The 17,540-nt window shown below is 58.3% G+C and carries 18 protein-coding genes; 5 read left to right on the top strand and 13 right to left on the bottom strand.

Annotated elements, in window-relative coordinates; all coding sequences use genetic code 11:
• Nucleotides 1-11: 11 nt before the first annotated feature.
• From radC to AC3RLQ_RS29525, 9 genes are all read right to left on the bottom strand, one after another.
• Nucleotides 12-707 (bottom strand): RadC family protein, encoded by a 696-nt coding sequence (gene radC / locus AC3RLQ_RS29565; RefSeq protein WP_493032385.1) that lies wholly within the window; start codon nucleotides 705-707, stop codon nucleotides 12-14.
• A 37-nt stretch (nucleotides 708-744) separates the two neighbouring features.
• Complete coding sequence (locus AC3RLQ_RS29560) at nucleotides 745-1,755, bottom strand: polyprenyl synthetase family protein (protein WP_493032383.1); 1,011 nt, start codon at nucleotides 1,753-1,755, stop codon at nucleotides 745-747.
• A 101-nt stretch (nucleotides 1,756-1,856) separates the two neighbouring features.
• On the bottom strand, nucleotides 1,857-2,474 hold the full coding sequence (locus tag AC3RLQ_RS29555) for an N-acetylmuramoyl-L-alanine amidase family protein (protein ID WP_493032381.1): 618 nt from the start codon (nucleotides 2,472-2,474) through the stop codon (nucleotides 1,857-1,859).
• A gap of 5 nt (nucleotides 2,475-2,479) precedes the next feature.
• Nucleotides 2,480-2,977 carry a LysM peptidoglycan-binding domain-containing protein gene (locus AC3RLQ_RS29550; RefSeq protein WP_493032379.1) on the bottom strand — a complete coding sequence of 166 codons (498 nt, stop codon included), beginning with the start codon at nucleotides 2,975-2,977 and terminating at the stop codon, nucleotides 2,480-2,482.
• Between the two features lie 39 nt (nucleotides 2,978-3,016).
• Nucleotides 3,017-3,472, bottom strand: coding sequence for a hypothetical protein (locus tag AC3RLQ_RS29545; protein ID WP_493032377.1), 456 nt, complete (start codon nucleotides 3,470-3,472; stop codon nucleotides 3,017-3,019).
• 127 nt (nucleotides 3,473-3,599) lie between these two features.
• Nucleotides 3,600-4,019 (bottom strand): type II secretion system protein, encoded by a 420-nt coding sequence (locus tag AC3RLQ_RS29540; RefSeq protein ID WP_493032375.1) that lies wholly within the window; start codon nucleotides 4,017-4,019, stop codon nucleotides 3,600-3,602.
• A 149-nt stretch (nucleotides 4,020-4,168) separates the two neighbouring features.
• Nucleotides 4,169-4,903: a TlyA family RNA methyltransferase gene (locus AC3RLQ_RS29535; RefSeq protein ID WP_493032373.1), complete on the bottom strand. Its 735-nt coding sequence runs from the start codon at nucleotides 4,901-4,903 to the stop codon at nucleotides 4,169-4,171.
• A gap of 12 nt (nucleotides 4,904-4,915) precedes the next feature.
• Complete coding sequence (locus AC3RLQ_RS29530) at nucleotides 4,916-5,479, bottom strand: hypothetical protein (RefSeq protein WP_493032371.1); 564 nt, start codon at nucleotides 5,477-5,479, stop codon at nucleotides 4,916-4,918.
• A 46-nt stretch (nucleotides 5,480-5,525) separates the two neighbouring features.
• On the bottom strand, nucleotides 5,526-6,545 hold the full coding sequence (locus tag AC3RLQ_RS29525) for a hypothetical protein (RefSeq protein WP_493032369.1): 1,020 nt from the start codon (nucleotides 6,543-6,545) through the stop codon (nucleotides 5,526-5,528).
• A 189-nt stretch (nucleotides 6,546-6,734) separates the two neighbouring features.
• Between AC3RLQ_RS29525 and AC3RLQ_RS29520 the strand changes: the two genes are divergently transcribed.
• From AC3RLQ_RS29520 to AC3RLQ_RS29510, 3 genes are all read left to right on the top strand, one after another.
• Nucleotides 6,735-6,992, top strand: a complete 258-nt coding sequence (locus AC3RLQ_RS29520; protein ID WP_493032364.1) for a hypothetical protein — start codon at nucleotides 6,735-6,737, stop codon at nucleotides 6,990-6,992.
• A gap of 89 nt (nucleotides 6,993-7,081) precedes the next feature.
• On the top strand, nucleotides 7,082-8,341 hold the full coding sequence (locus tag AC3RLQ_RS29515; protein ID WP_493032363.1) for an MFS transporter: 1,260 nt from the start codon (nucleotides 7,082-7,084) through the stop codon (nucleotides 8,339-8,341).
• Nucleotides 8,338-9,108, top strand: coding sequence for a carbon-nitrogen family hydrolase (locus AC3RLQ_RS29510; protein WP_493032361.1), 771 nt, complete (start codon nucleotides 8,338-8,340; stop codon nucleotides 9,106-9,108). The genes AC3RLQ_RS29515 and AC3RLQ_RS29510 overlap by 4 nt, the downstream gene beginning before the upstream one ends.
• Here the strand turns inward: AC3RLQ_RS29510 and gmk are convergent, their stop codons facing one another.
• Nucleotides 9,109-9,711: a guanylate kinase gene (gene gmk, locus AC3RLQ_RS29505; protein ID WP_493032359.1), complete on the bottom strand. Its 603-nt coding sequence runs from the start codon at nucleotides 9,709-9,711 to the stop codon at nucleotides 9,109-9,111.
• Nucleotides 9,712-9,800: 89 nt separating this feature from the next.
• Between gmk and AC3RLQ_RS29500 the strand changes: the two genes are divergently transcribed.
• Entirely contained in the window at nucleotides 9,801-11,141 is a 1,341-nt protein-coding gene (locus AC3RLQ_RS29500; protein WP_493032358.1) for a Gfo/Idh/MocA family protein, read from the top strand.
• Nucleotides 11,142-11,190: 49 nt separating this feature from the next.
• Here AC3RLQ_RS29500 and AC3RLQ_RS29495 read toward each other — a convergent pair whose 3' ends face one another.
• Nucleotides 11,191-12,465, bottom strand: coding sequence for an efflux RND transporter periplasmic adaptor subunit (locus AC3RLQ_RS29495; protein WP_493032356.1), 1,275 nt, complete (start codon nucleotides 12,463-12,465; stop codon nucleotides 11,191-11,193).
• 145 nt (nucleotides 12,466-12,610) lie between these two features.
• Here AC3RLQ_RS29495 and AC3RLQ_RS29490 point away from each other — a divergent pair, with 145 nt between their 5' ends.
• On the top strand, nucleotides 12,611-13,414 hold the full coding sequence (locus tag AC3RLQ_RS29490) for an alpha/beta fold hydrolase (protein ID WP_422316702.1): 804 nt from the start codon (nucleotides 12,611-12,613) through the stop codon (nucleotides 13,412-13,414).
• Nucleotides 13,415-13,517: 103 nt separating this feature from the next.
• On the opposite strand, the gene AC3RLQ_RS29485 is transcribed toward AC3RLQ_RS29490, so the two are convergent.
• Nucleotides 13,518-16,613 (bottom strand): PAS domain S-box protein, encoded by a 3,096-nt coding sequence (locus AC3RLQ_RS29485; protein WP_493032354.1) that lies wholly within the window; start codon nucleotides 16,611-16,613, stop codon nucleotides 13,518-13,520.
• A 59-nt stretch (nucleotides 16,614-16,672) separates the two neighbouring features.
• Nucleotides 16,673-17,539 carry an alpha/beta hydrolase gene (locus AC3RLQ_RS29480; RefSeq protein WP_493032352.1) on the bottom strand — a complete coding sequence of 289 codons (867 nt, stop codon included), beginning with the start codon at nucleotides 17,537-17,539 and terminating at the stop codon, nucleotides 16,673-16,675.
• Nucleotide 17,540: the final 1 nt, after the last annotated feature.

Genomic DNA, 17,540 nt, shown 5'->3' with positions numbered 1-17,540 from the left:
CACCAGCAGCATTAAAGCATCCCGTGCTCCTTGAAGCTGAAGTAAGGCAGCGGGCGTGATTCAGCAGGTGTGCCGATGATGAGGTGGTCCTGGAGAAAAAGCCCAGTGGCTTCGGAAGCTTCACGGAGTCGGCGAGTGATGCGGCGGTCGGCCTCGCTCGGGGTGGGATCCCCGGAAGGGTGATTGTGAACGAGAACGAAAGCGTAGGCGTTATGGATGAGCACTTTCCGCAGCAGATCGCGCGGATGAGCGACGCATTCGTTCAAGCTGCCTTTGAAAGCCTCCTCACTGCGCATGACGGCAAGCTTTGTGTTGAGCAAAATAATGCGGACTGACTCGTGGCCGAGGGCCTGCATCTCGGGGCCGATGTAGTCGTAAATGCGCTGCGGACGATCGAGGATGACCTCCGTATGCGATGGCTCCTGTGCAGAGCGGCGGCCCAGCTCAAAAGCAGCGGCGAGCAGGGCGGTTTTCGCAGGACCAAGGGCTTTGATCTTTCTCAAGATGGCCGGCTCCAGGCGGGAGAGGTCACGCAGGGATTTGTAGTCTCGCAGGATGCGCTGACCGATCTGAAGGGCGTTTTCACCCTTCGTGCCCGTGTTGATGAAGAGAGCCAGAAGTTCCGCGTCTGAAAGAGCCTGAGGACCCAGACGAAGCAGACGCTCACGCGGGCGGTCGTTTTCCGGGATGTCGTGGATTCGACTCATGAATCAGCGCTCACTTCACACGACTTAAAATAAAAACTCAATGAAGCGCGCGGCACTGGTCCAGCAGGCTGTGCAGATAACCAACGATGTCTTCGAGCGCCTGTTTGTGCGGCGAGGCATTAAGGCAGACCAAATCGGCGCGGGCTTCGACCAGCATGTTTTGCGCAAACTTGACGGCGCGCTCGACGGCCCCTTCGTAGTCGGCGATGCCGGCAAGAATGGTGGTGTCCATGGGCTCGCCTTTGAGCAGCATGCGGTTGAGCTTTTGCTTCTGCGCATCGGTGGCTCCTTCGAGGAGGTAAAGGATGGGCAGTGTGAGCTTGCCACGTGCGAGGTCGGTACGAAGCGTTTTGCCCACCGTTTTTTCGTCACCGACGATGTCGAGGCAGTCGTCGTAGATCTGGTAGGCAGTGCCGAGTTTGAGGCCGTAGTCCTTCAATGCGGCCTGCACGGAGTCGGGCTGCTGATTGAGACGGGCGCCGAGTTCACTGGCGGCGGCGAAGAGCGCGGCGGTCTTCATCTCGATCATCTTGAGATAATCGGTGACGGAGAGATTGAAATCGAAGCGGCGCTGGGTTTGCAGGATTTCGCCCGTACAGACATCACGTGAGGCTCGGGCGATGGTGCGGCAGACATGCGTGTCTTCAAACTCGGTGGCGAGTTCAAGCGCGTAGGCGAAGAGGCTGTCCCCCAGCAGGACGCTGAGACTGCTGCCCCATTTGGCGACGGCGGTGGGCTGGGCGCGGCGAATGTCCGCACCATCCATGATGTCGTCATGAACAAGGGAGGCAATGTGGACGAGCTCGAGAATGACGGAAAGGCGCGTGTGCCCTTCGTGAGTGCCTCCCGTGGCGCCGCCGGCGAGCACGGCCAAAGCAGGGCGGATGCGCTTCCCCGAAGTTTTGCAGACATAACTCACGTAACCTTCGACACCGGGATCAAATGCACGTGCTTGTTCGAGGATGGCCGTTTCCACGCGTTCCAAGTCTGCCCGCACGAGGTGAAACGGAAAAACAGGATTGCTGGCGCTGAGGGCTGGGGCTGACATGGAATCTACCTCATTCCATCCACCACGGCAGGGGGTTCGTCAAATGCCGTGCAGATGCCTCGCTAAAGTGAACTTTCAAAAGAAATGAAAGCCGGGCTTCACTATTTTCGTCTGGCGGCCAGAAGTCCGCTGACGATTGCATCGGCAAGTTTCTGGCGGTGAGCAGGATCCGCACAGCGCAAGGCCTCGCGCTTGTTGCTGAGATAGCCGCATTCGACAAGCACGGCAGGCATCTCGGTCTCACGCAGCACTTTATAATTGCCATGAAAAATACCGCGAGTGCCACCGGTGACCTTGCTTTTGATCGAACGGCTGATGGCTGTGGCGATCCGTTTGCCGCGCGGGCTGCGGTAATACACCTCCCCACCCGAGATGATGGTTTTGCGGCTGCCATTGAAATGAATGCTGACAAAAACTGACGAGCGGACGCGATTGGCGATCCGCGCCCGCCGCTCGAGTTCCACAAAAGTGTCCGTGCGCCGCGTCATGACGGTTTTCAGGCCTCTTGATTTCAGCGCCGTTTCAACACGTTTCGCGACATCTAGACAGAGCTTTTTTTCGATCAACCCATTCCAGACGGAGCCGCCGTCTTTGCCGCCATGGCCAGCATCAATCACCACTGTGGAAAAACGCAGCCGCTCCTCTGCCACAGCAGCCACCTCTCCTCCCACGAACAACGCCAGACAGAAAGCAGCGATGCGTGAGGGGTGAGCGTTCACAACCGCTAGGGAATTTTAAGCGTTCTGCCCGCGCGGATCTTGTCGGAAGACAGCCCGTTTGCAGCCTTGAGTTTCGCCACCGTGGTGCCGTTCCTGCGGGCGATGGCCCCCAGGCTGTCACCGCTTTTGATGGTGTATGAGCCACCTTTGCGGGTGCTCTTGCTCCCGGAGTTCTTGCCGCCGGATTTGGATTTGGAGGAGGATTTTTTCTTGGAGGAACTGCGGGAAGAGGAACCGCCATGAGAGGAGCGCCAGGAGGAGTAGTCCATGCCAGCCCCCTGCCCGCCCTCGGCAGCCCAGTCACTTTTGTAGTCACCGTTGGCCGCAAATGGATAATCTGCATGCCCCAAACTGTGTGGCGGCGTGTCCGGCGACCCATGCAGATTGATAACCGGCAGGTCTTTGGGCAGCCCCTTGATGTGGCCAGAATTTTCACACGCTGCCAGCAATAGCAGCGGCAAGACCAGACAAGCTTTGAGCAGCAATGGCGTACAATGGTTCATGCAAGAGTATGCGTCACTTTCGCCTGTTTCGTGCAGGAATCAATTCGCCGCATGAAAACGACTGATGCGCTGTTTGACCCGGGGAACACCATTTTTATCCTTCACGAAAACAATGGTGCGCTCATGATAATACCCTGCACCGCTGGCTGGCAGGCTGTAACGCCAGTTGGCAACATCAGCGCTGGGATCATTGCCTTCCATGGGGTTTCTGATCGTGTTATAAACAGTCCTGCCATCCATGCCGGGCCTCACCAGCGAGAAATTTCTTTCCGAGAACCCCATGGAGTAGCGCGTGCCGGTGGAGCCGATATGGAACACCGCATTGATGGAGTCAGGAACAGAATAACCGTATTTGACGGTGCAAAAAACAACCATCAATGCCGGGATAAGGATGATCACGGCCGGGGTGAAGAAATACCAGTTCTTTTTGACGAATGCAGAATTCATGAAGCCCGCATGCTGGTGGAAACGACGGCCGCAGGCAAGGTAAAACACATGGCAAATCAAGACTGCCTATTGCTCAGCTTGCGACAAAAACATCCCCTAGTTCTCTGGCAGATTTGAGCAACAGGACACTTTCACTGAAGGCAGCATCGTGATTCCGATCCTGCTGCCCCATTGATTACAAGTGCTGATCTCCAGGTGGAGATGCTGTTGTGGTGTAAAGCAGTTGACCATCTTGCACCCGAAGGTATTTCGCGGCCCCTTGGATGTCTTCATCACTGAGACCAGGAACCACAAAGACCCGACCACGCATCGCCCCGCGCACCGACATGCCACCGCGCACAATGGCACGCACGGTATCGATCACACTCTCATCCTGCACAAAGTTCAGGTCAGCTGCCTGCGCCATCATGCAAGTAGAGCACAGCTCCTGCGCATTGCGGCGATCACGCGCTGCATAAGCGGCATCATTCTGACCCAGCATCGGGACCACCATTCCGACCATCACTCCAATAATGGCGATAGACATCAGGACCTCAAAAAGACTGAACGCCGAACAAGCTCGGCATTGCTTGGATATGTGCGCGTGGTTTTTCATGGCTGCCTGTATTTATGATGGTAAATTGTGATAATTATTGCAAAGATGCAACCTTAAAGTGTCAAATTTCGGTAAAAGGGTCATATACGCGTCTCACAATTGATAACGATAAGGCAGACCGACACTAATTTGAAAACCGACTCCGTGCATCACTGCTTGCCAAACCAAGCCAGAAACTCGCGATTACCTTCCGTTCCTTGAATGGAGGACTCAATCAAACCCCGCCATTCCAGTTCTGGCTGCGACTTCACAAACTCCTCAATTCGCGAACAGGCTTTGGCATGAAGTTCTGGTTCACGCACAATGCCCCCCTTGCCAATCTCCTCCCGTGAGAGCTCAAACTGAGGTTTGATCAAAACCAAGGCCTGCCCACCCGAACGCAGCGCCTGCAGCACCGCAGGCAGGACCAAGGTCAGGGAAATGAAAGAGAGATCAGCCACCAGGATATCGACCTCCTGGCCTATATCTTCCCGGCGCATGTGCCGAAGATTGAACTGCTCCCTTGAGACCACTCGCGGATCACTGCGCAGCTTCCAGGCGAGTTGATTGGTGCCGACATCGAAGGCGAAGACCTTCACCGCACCGCGCTGCAGCAGGCAATCGGTGAATCCCCCCGTGGAGGCACCCACATCTAGCGCGGTCATTCCCGTCACATCAACTCCAAAATGGACCAGCGCACCTTCGAGCTTCAAACCACCACGGCTGACAAATTTGGGGCGCTCCCGAACGACGATCTGCTGGAGCTCAGCGACCAACCAGCCCGGATGGGTGATGCGCTTGCCCATGACACTGACCTCACCCGCCATGATAAGGCGTTTGGCCTGTTCACGTGAAGGCACAATGCCGAGCTTCAGCAGGGCGAGATCAAGACGTTCGCGGGGCATCTAGGATGATCGTTATTTCCGAATCGGCAGAATCAACTCGTCGCCTGCTTCAATGCGAACACCTGGAAGCGAGGCCGTGTTGTCGATGTCCACTACGGCTTCCGCTGCTTCGATGGTTTCACCCACGATCACGCGGCCGACCAGTCCATTGCCGCGGCGGACATCGAATTTCATCCCACCGGCCAGTTGTTTGTCTTTTCCAGCACTGATCACGGCAAAGCCCTGATCATTGTGTACTTCAATCACCTTGGCGAAGGCTGGCATGCCCAAAAGCTGCTTTTGCAGATCAGTCAGAGGCGCTGCTGCAGGTGAGGCATACGTGGCCGGGGTTCCAGGCATCAGGTTGCTTCCGGCCAGAGGCGGCACTGAGGTCGCCGGCACTTCCGGCGGCGGCGGCAAAGCTGTCACCGTGTCAGGTTTCGCCGGCATGGCCATCTCATGGGCTGCCTGCTGCCTGCGCACTAGTTCGAGTTCTTTGCGCGCTCCTTTGGCCTCCTCCTGTGCCTCCCAGGCCAGATAGCCGGTGATGGCGAGCAGAATGATCGTGAGAGCCAGGGCATAATGAGAGAGACGCATGCCGCATGCTAGACGCAAGCTCAGCGCGGATCAACCCCCTCTCACTTCAGCGCAGCAGTCCAAGCAGTTCACGCATGCGTAGCTCGATGTTGAGCAGGCTGGCCTGCACGCCGGCCAGCCACTCCATGTCAGCACCTTGGGGATGCTGCTGCACCAGCTTGTCTGTCGCATTCAAGGCCGCCGCAAACAGGGGCAGACTTTGTTCAAGATCGACCACCAAAAACTGCCATTGATCCTTTTCTGCTTGGGCAAACTGACGCAGGACATGGATGAGATGCGCAGCCAGATCTGCCACCGTGGAGAGCAGACGCAGGACCGCCGGGCGGGTGCGCACCTCCTCATTGAAAACAAGCAGGCTTTGAAAACGCCTCAGTTCCTTGGCCAGCGCCGCAGAGCGCGCCACAGGATTCAGGTTGCTGCTCCCCTGCGCTTTGGCGGGTGTTTGACGGGGCGGCTCGATGGTGGGATCATTTTTAATTGAGGCGAATGGATCGCTGCCTGGTTTGGCAGGCTGAAATGGGTCGTCAAAACCGGGACTGTGCAAAGCATCGGCTGATTTTGAATTTCGGCTAGTCCCCAGCAGGAAATGCTTCCGCCGGGCCCGGTTCTGTCGCAGCAAGGCGGCCTCTTCCTCCTTGGTCAGCTGCCAGCGCGGTGATGAGACACGCATCTGCAAATGCCAGGACTGGATCAGGATGCGCTGGTGATCCTGATTGAACCACTCAAAGAACAGCAGGTTTTTCAGCCCGGGCGGCTCAGGTAATGTACAAACCATGCCAGATTGGGCTCTTCGGCGCGGGAGTTTCAGCACGCGAGAGGAGGCTGTCATCAAGCCACTGTATCCGTACTGCATGGCCGAGATGGCATCCACATGGTCTTCATTGGCATTTGGCAGCGGATTGTGAAAGTCCACTTTGCAGCCGGCAATATCGCGCAGAAAATTGCCCACCAATTCCACTCGTACGGGCTGATTCTGACCTGCGAGGTGAAACACACCTGTAACCAAGCCGGGTACTTCGTTGGAAAGGTACCCGCCAAGGATGGACGATTCGAGGCAAATAATCATTAATTGTCATATAAACTAGAGGCCGGAGGTGGGTGTCGCAAGCAGACATGCCTTCAATAAAGCAAAAATTACCTCTAGATTGGCCCGCCCCATTTATTGTGGAACTGTGGCAAGATTGCTGCTTGTTCCACAGCTCATGTGATGTTACGGCCCAGTTCCCCAAAACCTAAACACCAATAAAAACATACCATGAAAGACCTCGTCTACCTCAGCCGCGCCTTCGTTGAATTCGGACCCTTCGCAAAAAAAGAAATCCTCGATTTCCAAAAGCGCGGGATCCTCACTGAAACTGATTATCTCCGCGATGAAGGCAGTGACAGCTGGGTTCACTATCAGGAATGGCTGACCGTCGTCCCGATGCCTGCGCCAAAACTGGTCAAGAAGACTGCTGATAAAGCACCTGCTGCCAAGACCCCCGCTGCGAAGAAATCCAAGAAAGCCGCGTGATGCGCAGTGCGAGGCCTCAGCGCCTTGCCTGTTTGCAATCTCTAGTCTGATGCGCGCCCAGCCTCTGTGCTGGACGCGCATCGTTGTTCATGCGAATAGCCCGCGTGAACGAAGCCGATGCAATCACCTCCCGGACCTTGCGCAACGAACTGTGGCGCTCGATCCCCTCGGGAGTCATCGACACCCTGACCGCCACCTTCGGCATGCTCATCGCCGTGCGGGTGTTTCACATGAGCGATGTGGCAAAGTCCGTCTTTCTCAGTGCCACCAGTGGGGGCATGGTGGCCAGCTTGTTTGTAGTTCCACTTCTGCTGCGGGCCAAAAGCACCATCGCGCGCACAGCGGCCAAAGTGCAGTTGTTGGGCGGTGGCTGCATGGCCGTTTCAGCGGCGTTTCCACACAACCCTCTGCTCTACATTGGCGGCCTGAGCCTGGGCTTGTTCTGCCTGACCATGCAGATCCCTTTGCTGACGCAGATCTACCGCATCAATTACCCTGCTGAAAAACGCGGCAAACTGTATGCGGTCACCGGGGTCACACGAGCGGCGGCAGCGGTGTGCTTCGGTTTTGTGGGCGGCAAACTTCTCGGGTGGGACATTGCTAACTATACTTGGCTGTTGTGGGCCTTCGCTGCCAGCGGCTTCATTTCCGGCTTCTGGACCTATGGCCTGCCGGTCACCGAGTGGGAAGCACCGGAAAATTCCAGCACCAGCCTCTGGAGCTCCATGCGCTGGGTTAGGGAAGACCGCGATTTCCGCACACTGCTCATCTCATGGATGATGATGGGCATCGGCAATCTCGCTGCCGCATGCCTGTTCGTCGAATACCTCGCCAACCCGCGCCACGGCATCAACTTGAGCGAGTTCAATGTCGCCTGGATCACCGGGGTGGTGCCTGTGCTGGCCCGCGTCGTCTTTTCTTATCCCTGGGGTCTGGTTTATGACCGCTTCCACCTCTTCACTGTGCGTGCAGTGCTGAACGTCTTCTTTGCCGCCGGCATCCTCTGTTTCTTCCTTGGCCACAGCCTCTTCTGGTGGACCTTTGGCATGGCCTTGTGGGGCATGGCCAATGCTGGTGGCAATGTCACCTGGGCGCTCTGGGTCACCAAACTCGCTGACAAACACGCCGTCGCCGAATACATGAGCGTGCATACCTTTCTCACCGGCGTGCGCGGCCTCATTGCCCCTTCCCTGGCTTTCGCCATGATCAAGGTCATGTCGTTCGACACCTTTGCCATCGTCTGTGGTCTTACCATTCTTTCCGCCAGCGGCTTCATCGGCGTTCGCGCCCGCAGCAATTCTGAATCCACTGACCGCCTTCGTCCGGGTGCCCGTAAAGAACGTTTATGAATATCCACCTCGTCCAAATCAATTCCGTCTGGGAAGACCGTTCAACCAATCACGCCAAGGCGCGCCAGTTGATCGCCAGCGCCAGTCCGCAGCCAGGATCGCTCATCATCCTGCCGGAGACCTTTTCCACTGGCTTCAGCATGAATCTCTCCGTCACTGCCGAGCCAACGAATGGCCTCACCGAACAGTTCCTGCGCGAAATGGCCGCGCAATACCAAAGCTGTGTCATCGGTGGAGTGGTGACCTCCTCCGAAGATGGTCGTGGCATGAACCAAGCCCTCGCCATCGCCCCGGACGGCACCGTCCTTGCCCGCTACACAAAAAATCACCCATTCAGTCTGGGCGGCGAAGACCGCGCCCATCTCGCAGGCACGGACGTCAGCATCTTTGAATGGCAGGGGCTGCGCATCGCCCCGCTCATCTGCTATGATCTGCGCTTTCCAGAACTGGCCCGCAGTGCCATCCGCGCCGGAGCCGAGGTACTTGTCTTCATCGCTGCCTGGCCGGTGAAACGCATCCAGCACTGGATCACGCTGCTCCAAGCCCGCGCCATCGAAAACCTGGCCTATGTCATTGGCGTCAACCGTTGCGGTACCGATCCCGAGTTTACTTACACGGGTCGCAGCCTCGTTGTCGATCCCCACGGTCTCATCATCGCCGATGCCGCCGAGCAGGAACGCGTCATTAGCGCCCGGATCGACCCAGCCGTCCTCCACGACTGGCGCAGTCAGTTCCCTGCGCTCAGGGACGCCGGCATCCCGTCCTGATCACCACAGGCTTGTCCGCATCCGCCCGGCCTCGAGGATGGCATCAAACCGACGTGCATCGTCTTCCCGCGTGCCGCTGACGAGAACGTAGCCATACTTGCGCCAGTGCTCCATCTCCGCAGCTGCGTTCTGCATGCGCAGTTCAAACGCCGCGGCATCCTCTGTCGCTCGGCCTGAGAGGCGGTTGCGTAGTTCCTCCAGACTGGGTGGCATCACGAAAATCTCCAGCAGGCAGCGCTTCACCAGTTCGTCCTCACAGGCGCGCACCTGCATCGCTCCCTGCACGTCGATGTCCATGATCACATCCACCCCGCGTTTGAGATTCTCATACACATAGCTCTTTAGGGTTCCGTAAAGCCGTCCATGTACCCGGGCATACTCAAACAGCTCCCCTCGTTCCACCCGTGCCAAGAAATCCTCCTCGGTCAGGAAAAAGTAATCCCTCCCATCCACCTCACCCGCTCTGGGGGCACGCGTCGTGCAGGAAACGGAAAAGACCGCCTCGCCGCGATCACACACTTTCCGTGACAGCGTCGTCTTGCCGGTGCCCGAAGGCCCCGAAACGACGATCAACTGCCCAAGACGCTGTTTTGAGAATTCCATCCTGCCGAATACCCACGCCAACGGCATGTGCAAGAGACTTGGCAAACCCGCAGTACTGTTCCACCCTCAAATCCCACCCAACACCAACCATGCAAACCGCATCCTCACGCCGTCAGTTCGTCAAAGTTGCCGCCGCCTCGGTGGCAGCTCCCTTCATTCTCCCCTCACGCGTCTGGTCGCAATCGGCCAATGGCAAGATCCGCATGGGCTTCATCGGCCTCGGAAAGCAGATGGGCGGCCTCATCAGCAAATTCCTCCAGTATCCTGACATTGAGGTCGTCGCCGTCTGCGACGTGTATGACGTGCGCCGCGATCTTTACAAAAAGAAGGTCGATGACCACTACGCGAAGACCGGCGGCAGCGCCAAGCCCTGCGAGACCACTGGCGACTTCCGCAAGATCACCGAGCGCACCGACATCGACGCCGTGTGTATCGCCACACCGGACCACTGGCACGCCATCATCACCAACAGCGCCCTCAGCCACGGCAAGGACGTATACTGTGAGAAGCCGCTCACGCATAACATCCACGAAGCCGTCTCCGTTGTCGAAACCGTCAAACAGCACAACCGCGTGCTTCAGACCGGCTCCATGCAGCGCTCCAGCAAGGAATTCCGCATCGCCTGCGAACTCGTGCGCAACGGCGTCATCGGCAAGGTCGAGCGCGTCACTATCACCATTGGCGATCCCGCCAAGCCGAACGCCTACCCCGAAGAAGCGACGCCCGCAGGCCTCGACTGGGACATGTGGTGCGGCCCGGCTCCGCTCGTGCCCTTCAACCACGAGCTCTGCCCCATCGGCGAAAGCACAACCTTCCCCAACTGGCGCAAGACCCGCGAATTCGGCGGCGGCATGATCACCGACTGGGGCGCGCACCACATCGACATCGCCCAGTGGGGCCTTGGCATGGATGAAAACGGTCCGGTTGAGGTCAAAGCGCCCGCCGACTACCAAAACGCCAAGCGCGGTGCGCAGCTCATCTACGCCAGCGGTACGGTGCTCACTCACGCAGAAGGCAGCCACGGCTGTACCTTCCACGGCACCGAGGGCGAGGTGAACGTCGGACGCGGCAAATTTGCCCTCAGCCTCGGCGGCAAAGAAGTCCACGCCTTCCACGGCAAAGATCAATCCGCAGGCACTTCCGTCGATCGCGAAGTCGCCCTCGCCGAACGTGACTTCCTCAAGGACAAGAAGGTCTCACTCTACGAGAGCAAGGATCAGATCGCCGACTTCGTCGCCTGCATGAAGAGCCGCAAGCAGCCCATCTGCCACGCCGGCGTGGGAGCAAGCAGCGCCATTGCCTGCCACCTCATGAACTTTGGCTACTGGTACGGCGCCAACATCAAGTGGAATCCAACCGAACACACCTTCGTGAGCGGCGGCGATCCCAAGTGGCTCACCCGCGAATACCGCGCCGGCTGGAAAGTCTAAAAAACAGCCCGTCAGCACTTCCAAGGCGGCCTCGAAAGAGGCCGCTTTTTTATTTCACCTCTGCGCGCTTCACCACACTTGTGCCATCCCGCACGGTATCCGGCGGGTGCATCAGCACTTCATCCCCTTTTTTGAGACCCGCCAGCACCTGGGTAAGTTTACCGTCAGTGCGTCCGGCCTTGACCACAACAGCCTTGGCGCTGCCGGCATCAAAAACAAAGGTCTTCCACTCGCTGCCCTCGCGGAACAGCGCTCCAGCCGGCACCAGCAGGGTGTCATCGCTGTGCCATACGGCCACACGCACTTCCACGCGGTAGCGGTCTCCCAGTGCTTTCAATGCGGGTGTCTGATCCGTAAAATCACTCAGGACCAGCACTCGCTGCTCTTCCACACCCAGCGCGGACACCTTGGTGAATGCCGCGGGTTCCACACGGCGCACACGGGCTTTTGCCGGTTCATCGCCCCCCCACTGCTCCACCGTGACAAGCGCCCCCGGTTTGATCGTCACAGCATCTCGTGAGAGGATTTCCGCCTCGATTTCCAAATCCGTGGGGTCACCGATTTCCAAAATGGGCGCACCCGGAGCCACAATCGTCGCGCTCTCCTGCTGCACCCGCAGCACAACGCCGCTGACCGGAGCACGCACTTCGATGAATACACCGCCTGCGCTTGGTTTGTCGATCTGCTGCAGCGCCGCCTTGGCCTGCACCAGTTCAAAATCGGCCACTTGGAGGGCAAACTCGGCCGAACGAACTTCACGCATTTTCATTTCTGCCTCACGCTCAAAGGTATCGCGGTCGGTGTCGCTGACGGTTCCCTTGTCAGTATTGTTCTTGATGCGGTCCCAGTTCGCCTGGGCGTATTTCAGAGCCGTGCGTGACATTTCGATGTCTTCGTTGGCCCGGCTGCGGGTGGCAGTTGCCGCATCAACGCGTGCCTGTGCCTGGGATCGTGCCCGAGCATCCAGCAATGGTGAAAGCGTCGGTTCGATGCGTGTGAGCACTGTTTCCCCCGCTTTTACCGCATCTCCCGCTTTCAAAGTCACGCGCTGCATGCTGCCCGCGACGGGTGCCGCGACGATGTGGCGGTTGCGAATGCGCGTCTTGCCTTCCTCGGACACATACACCGTCAACGGTCCCTGATGAACCACTCCAGTCTCAACTTCCACCGCCCGCGGCTGCAAGGCGTAGACCATCGCCAGCACCAGTGCACCGACCACAGACCAGAAAGCCAGCTTGCGTGACAGGCTGCGTCGCGTGATCGGAACTTTCGTTTCCCAGGGCGGTACGGAGGGTTGCGGTGTTTCGGTTGGAGCTTCAGGCATGGCGTGCGCCCACTATGCGCGAAGTTCGTGCGGCGGCAGGTGATTTTTGCTTGTTGCTTGTTGCTTTCACCGATCTCTGTTCACAGTTTGCCGTTCGCGGCCTGAGCTGCGAACAGCGAACCATCCAAACGACAACTTCACTCTTATGCCCCACGTCGAAACCAACGGAATCAAGATGTTTTATCAAGAACGCGGCAGCGGCGAACCGCTCGTCTGCATCATGGGCGTCACCGCTCCCGGAGGCGTGTGGGACGCGCATGCCCAGGCATGGGAAAAGCACTTCCGCTGCATCCTCGGTGACAACCGCGGCGTGGGCGAAACAGACAAGCCCGCCGGCCCCTACACCACCGCCATGATGGCCGACGACTACGCCGGCCTCATGGACAAGCTTGGCATCAAGCAGGCCCGTGTCGTGGGCTGCTCGCTCGGCTCAGTCATTGCCCAGCAGCTCGCCCTGCGCCACCCCGAGAAGGTGAAGAGCATGATCCTCATGTGCACCTGGGCCCGGCAAGATCGCTTCGGTCTCTACACCTGGCAGCACCTCATGAAAGCCAAGGCGACCATGCGTCCTGAGGACTTCATGCAGTGGATTCAGATGCTCATCTTCACCAAGCCGTGGTTCGACAACGATGACTGCTGGAACAACATGCAGCAGGGCCTCAAAGACGCCGCCACCAATCCTGCGCCACAGCCCCTGCACGCCACCGAGGCGCAAAGTGCCGCCGCGATGACGCACAACACCCTCAACGAACTCAAAAACGTGAAGTGTCCCACGCTCGTCATCGGCGGCAAAGACGACACCTTCACCCCTCAGTGGATGGGCAAGGAAGTCGCCGCCGCCATCCCCGGCGCCGAACTGCACCTCTACGACAATGCCGGCCACGCCTTCCACTGGGAACAGCTGGGTGACTTCAATCCGCGCTCGACTGAGTGGCTGCTGAAGCACTGATCCAGCCAGTATTCACGCTCATCACGAAACAGGCACGCGGTGTTGAGACTGCGTGCCTGTTTTCGTTACCGCCTTCCTCCTGCTGATGACTGACGAATAAGCATCACCTCTTCTTCTTGCCTGGCTCGTAGGGAAAGCGGCAGGTCACGATGACGCCCCGCCGGGGCTTGGCCTTGATCGTTAGCCGCGCCCCGATGAGGTTGGCGCGGTAATCCATCACCCGCACGCCGATGCCGTTGTGCTGACCACCTTTGGTCTTTTTCAGTCCGGCGCCGTCGTCTTCGATTCGCAGCTCACACTCGGTCTGGCTCACGTGCTGCAGGGACAGTTTCACTTCCGAGGGCTTGCCATGGCGCAGGGCATTGTTGACCGCCTCCTGCGCAATGCGGAAAAGATGAGCCTCAATATCGTTGTTTTGAATCGCGATGCCGGCGTCCACATCGCACAAGCATGGCGTGCGGAAATTGGTGCGCACAGTTTCGGCAAGCAATTGCAGCGCACCTACGAGACCCCGGTACTTGACGCTGGTGGGCGAGAGACCGTGTGACATGCGGCGAACTTCAGAAACGGACTGGCGCAGGAGTTCATGAATGCGCTGAGCCTGCTGCCTGGGCTCGCCATCCAGGTCTGCCTCCAATGCTTCCAGCAGTGAAACAATGCCAGTCATGGTCTGGCCCACGCCATCATGCAGATCATGTCCCACGCGAGCCTGCTCCTGCTCCACCACCCGCAGAACCTCCTGCTGCAGACGATTGCGTTCCGTCATGTCGGTTCCCGTGACCACGATGCGGTCCAGGGTTCCGTCCGGTTTGCAGGTGGCGATGCTGCGCAGTTCGACGCTGCGCCACTCCCCATCCTTCGTGCGCAAGCGTGAATCGGTGGGCGGATTTTTCTCTCCGCGCAGCAGACGCGCGAAGCGCTCCTTGGAGAGCGCTGTCTCCGCTGCATCCATGAGACCGATCTCCCAGGGGGTTTTACCGATCACCTGCTTCTTGTTGTAGCCCATGGTGTCGCTGAAGGATGCATTGGCGTGCACGAAGCGTCCGGCCAGATCGAGCACAACGATGAAGGCGGAGGTGTGGCCCACCAGCGCCTGGTTGTAGGCCAGCTCACGGCGATAATCTAGCTCCACGCGTTTGCGCTCTGTGATGTCTTCAACGACAGCGACATGACGCAAGGCGGGCTCGCCGGGAAGCCACATCGGTGCAACGGTCAGATTCACCCACTTCAGGGTGCCGTCTGGCAGCAGGTTTCGTTTCTCGAGGTTATAGCTGCGAATCTTTCCTGCCTTCAATTCCTCCATGCGCTGCAAGGATTTCGGCAAATCCTCCGGCAAGGTCAAATCACTGAACGTCAGCTTCAGCATCTCGTCGCGTGAGCGTTGATTGATCTCACAAATGCGCTGGTTCACGCTGAGAAAGCGTCCCGTGGTGGTGTCCATTTCAGCAACACCAACTGCGGCCTGCTCAAACACGGCACGAAAACGCTGTTCGCTGGCCAGCAGCGCCTGCTCCGCCAGTTTGCGGTCTGCTATGTCTGAGATGGTGCCGGTCATGCGCACCGCCTCTCCTCGCTCATTCCAGTCGGCTTCCCCCCGGGTGAGAAACCAGCGATATTCGCCGTTCTTGTTGCACAATCGAAGTTCCACCTGATAAGGCACACGCTTTTCAAAGTGCGCCTTTCGTGCCGCTTGCACTCGCGGCCAGTCCTCCGGGTGCAACCGGGACATGAACGACTCCTGGTCCTTGCCAAGCTGATCAGTTTCCTCGAATCCAAGCATCTGCTTCCAGCGCGGTGAGAGATAGGTTTCACCCGTCAAAACGTTCCACTCCCACAAGCCGTCTGTCGTGGCACGCATGGCACGCGCATACCGCTCCTCGCTGACCTGCAGCGCCAGCTTGCGTTCTTCACGTTCAATGGTCAGCGCGGCAAGACGCGCAGCGGCAGTTATTGCCTGGATTTCCTGCTGATCCGGCGTGTGAACCTCACGGCGATAGCAGGCGAAGGCCCCCAGCACCTGCCCGGCACCACTCACCACCGGCTCAGACCAGCAGGCCAGCAACCTGGCCTTCTCAGCCAGTTTATGAAATGGCTCCAACCGTGGATCGGCCATCACATCCGGACAAATCACCCGCTTGCCACTGAAGGTGGCCACGCCGCAGATGCCAATGTCTGGTGCAATGGGAGTTCCATCCAGTGCCTTTTTCACATATTCGGGCAGAGTGGGTGCGGCTTGCAAACGCAGCCTCGTGCCGGTTTCATCAGCCAGCATCACACTGCAGCGCATGCCGGGATGCCCTGCCTCAACGCTGCGCAAAATAGCTTCCAGCACGGCGGTGCACGGCGCCCCCTCCACGATCAACTGCAAATTATGCTCCTCGCGCTCCTCGGCTGCCTTGCGGCGGGAGATGTCTTCAAGCGTCCCCGTCATGCGCAAGGCTCGCTGCTGATCATCACGGCGAATGACCTTGCCGCGGCCCATCACCCATTTCCACGAACCATCCTTGCAACGCATGCGAAACTCCCGGGCGAAGTCGTCAGTCCGCTGCATCAGATGATCATTCACCGCCAGTTCGGTTCCCGGCAGATCTTCGGGATGCACCATTACCTGCCAGCCAAGGCCAGCGTCCGGGATTGGCTCATCTGCACTATAGCCGAGCATCACCTTGAACTGGCTGGATCGGAAGATGGTATCGCGCGTCAGATCCCAGTCCCAAACTCCAAAACCTGAACTCTCGAGGGCAAACTTCCAGCGTTGCTCCCCCTCCTGCAGACGCTGTTCCGCCAGCACACGCTCCGTGATGTCCCGTCCGACAGACTGCATCTGCTTCAGCTGCCCCTGATCATCGAAGATGGCACGATTGACAAACTCCATCCACCGCACACGCCCTTTGCCGTCATAAACCCGGTTCTCTATGGTGACGACCGGAGTCTTCGGTGAAAGCATCCGCAGCCTTTCCTCGATCAGCCGCAGGTCTTCGGCCACTGCGCCAGGCTGCCATCGCTGGCCGATCAGCTGCTCAAGTGTCTTGCCAAAGAAGCGGCAGTAAACTTCATTAACATAGGTGAGGGTGCCATCCGGAAGAAAGCGACAAATAATCTCCGTCAGGTCCTCCACCACAATGCGGTGGGAATCTTGAGCCAGCAGCTCACTCGCTGCAGCCGACGGGGCTTTGGTTCGGGCTTTGCGTGTCTTCATGCAGGCGCAATCTCAACATAATCCGTTTCGGCGCGCAAGCCACCACACAGATGAAGGGATCACGGAATGTATCCCATCGACTTCATCCACTCCGCCACGCGGTTTGGCCAGTCATTCACAGGTCCGCCGCTTTTACGCATGCCAAAACCGTGGCCTCCTTTGGCGTAAATGTGCAGCTCGCTGGGGATGTTGAGCTTTTTATACTCAAGATAGAGCAATGCGCTCGCGCTGGCCGGCCACGGATCATCATTGGCATGAACGAAGCACATCGGCGGCGATTTGGCAGTGACTTCAAAACCTGGCAGCAAATGCATGATGTCATCCTTGCTGACAAGATAGGCTGGGTAAACGGGGATGGCAAAATTCGGTGTCGCGTCCTCGACATCAAGCGCAGGATCCGTCGTGTAAGTCCGCACATTCGCATGCAGCGCCGTCATCACGGTCAGGTGTCCACCAGCGGAAAAGCCGAGAATGCCGATGCGGTCCGGTTTGAGCCCCCACTCGGCTGCGTGATGGCGAATGATCCCCATCGCACGCTGTGCATCCTGCAATGCCTCGCGGCCTGGGTCCTTGGGATCACGCTTCGGCACACGGTATTTGAGCAGAATGCCAGTGACACCATGCTGTTTGAGAAAATCACACACCTGCGAGCCTTCGTGTTCATAAGCGAGAATGCCGTAGCCGCCGCCAGGACACACCATAACCGCCGTGCCGTTTGGTTTCTCTGGTTTGAAAACCGTGATCATGGGATCGGTCACGTTTGTGATGCGCTGCACATCGTCTGCCGATTTTTTTGGCACTTCTTTCTCGGCTTCGATCTTCACCCCGGGCTGTTCTGGTGCACCTCCGGGCCAGAGTTTCACAACGATCGGTTCGGCGGCAAAAAGGGACGACGAGACAAACAGAAGGGCGGGAATGAGCTTCATG

The sequence above is a fragment of the Prosthecobacter sp. GW821-HT29F12 genome (assembly GCF_058803405.1).
Note: the sequence above shows the minus strand (reverse complement) of the source record. Positions and strands in the feature narration are given on the sequence as shown.

Coding starts and splice junctions, on each gene's coding strand:
- AC3RLQ_RS29540 (WP_493032375.1), bottom strand. CDS start 4,019: ATGAAAAACCACGCGCACATATCCAAGCAATGCCGAGCTTGTTCGGCG.
- AC3RLQ_RS29525 (WP_493032369.1), bottom strand. CDS start 6,545: ATGATTATTTGCCTCGAATCGTCCATCCTTGGCGGGTACCTTTCCAAC.
- AC3RLQ_RS29515 (WP_493032363.1), top strand. CDS start 7,082: ATGCGAATAGCCCGCGTGAACGAAGCCGATGCAATCACCTCCCGGACC.
- AC3RLQ_RS29510 (WP_493032361.1), top strand. CDS start 8,338: ATGAATATCCACCTCGTCCAAATCAATTCCGTCTGGGAAGACCGTTCA.
- AC3RLQ_RS29485 (WP_493032354.1), bottom strand. CDS start 16,613: ATGAAGACACGCAAAGCCCGAACCAAAGCCCCGTCGGCTGCAGCGAGT.
- radC (WP_493032385.1), bottom strand. CDS start 707: ATGAGTCGAATCCACGACATCCCGGAAAACGACCGCCCGCGTGAGCGT.
- AC3RLQ_RS29550 (WP_493032379.1), bottom strand. CDS start 2,977: ATGAACCATTGTACGCCATTGCTGCTCAAAGCTTGTCTGGTCTTGCCG.
- AC3RLQ_RS29480 (WP_493032352.1), bottom strand. CDS start 17,539: ATGAAGCTCATTCCCGCCCTTCTGTTTGTCTCGTCGTCCCTTTTTGCC.
- AC3RLQ_RS29500 (WP_493032358.1), top strand. CDS start 9,801: ATGCAAACCGCATCCTCACGCCGTCAGTTCGTCAAAGTTGCCGCCGCC.
- AC3RLQ_RS29560 (WP_493032383.1), bottom strand. CDS start 1,755: ATGTCAGCCCCAGCCCTCAGCGCCAGCAATCCTGTTTTTCCGTTTCAC.
- AC3RLQ_RS29520 (WP_493032364.1), top strand. CDS start 6,735: ATGAAAGACCTCGTCTACCTCAGCCGCGCCTTCGTTGAATTCGGACCC.
- AC3RLQ_RS29530 (WP_493032371.1), bottom strand. CDS start 5,479: ATGCGTCTCTCTCATTATGCCCTGGCTCTCACGATCATTCTGCTCGCC.
- gmk (WP_493032359.1), bottom strand. CDS start 9,711: ATGGAATTCTCAAAACAGCGTCTTGGGCAGTTGATCGTCGTTTCGGGG.
- AC3RLQ_RS29495 (WP_493032356.1), bottom strand. CDS start 12,465: ATGCCTGAAGCTCCAACCGAAACACCGCAACCCTCCGTACCGCCCTGG.
- AC3RLQ_RS29535 (WP_493032373.1), bottom strand. CDS start 4,903: ATGCCCCGCGAACGTCTTGATCTCGCCCTGCTGAAGCTCGGCATTGTG.
- AC3RLQ_RS29490 (WP_422316702.1), top strand. CDS start 12,611: ATGCCCCACGTCGAAACCAACGGAATCAAGATGTTTTATCAAGAACGC.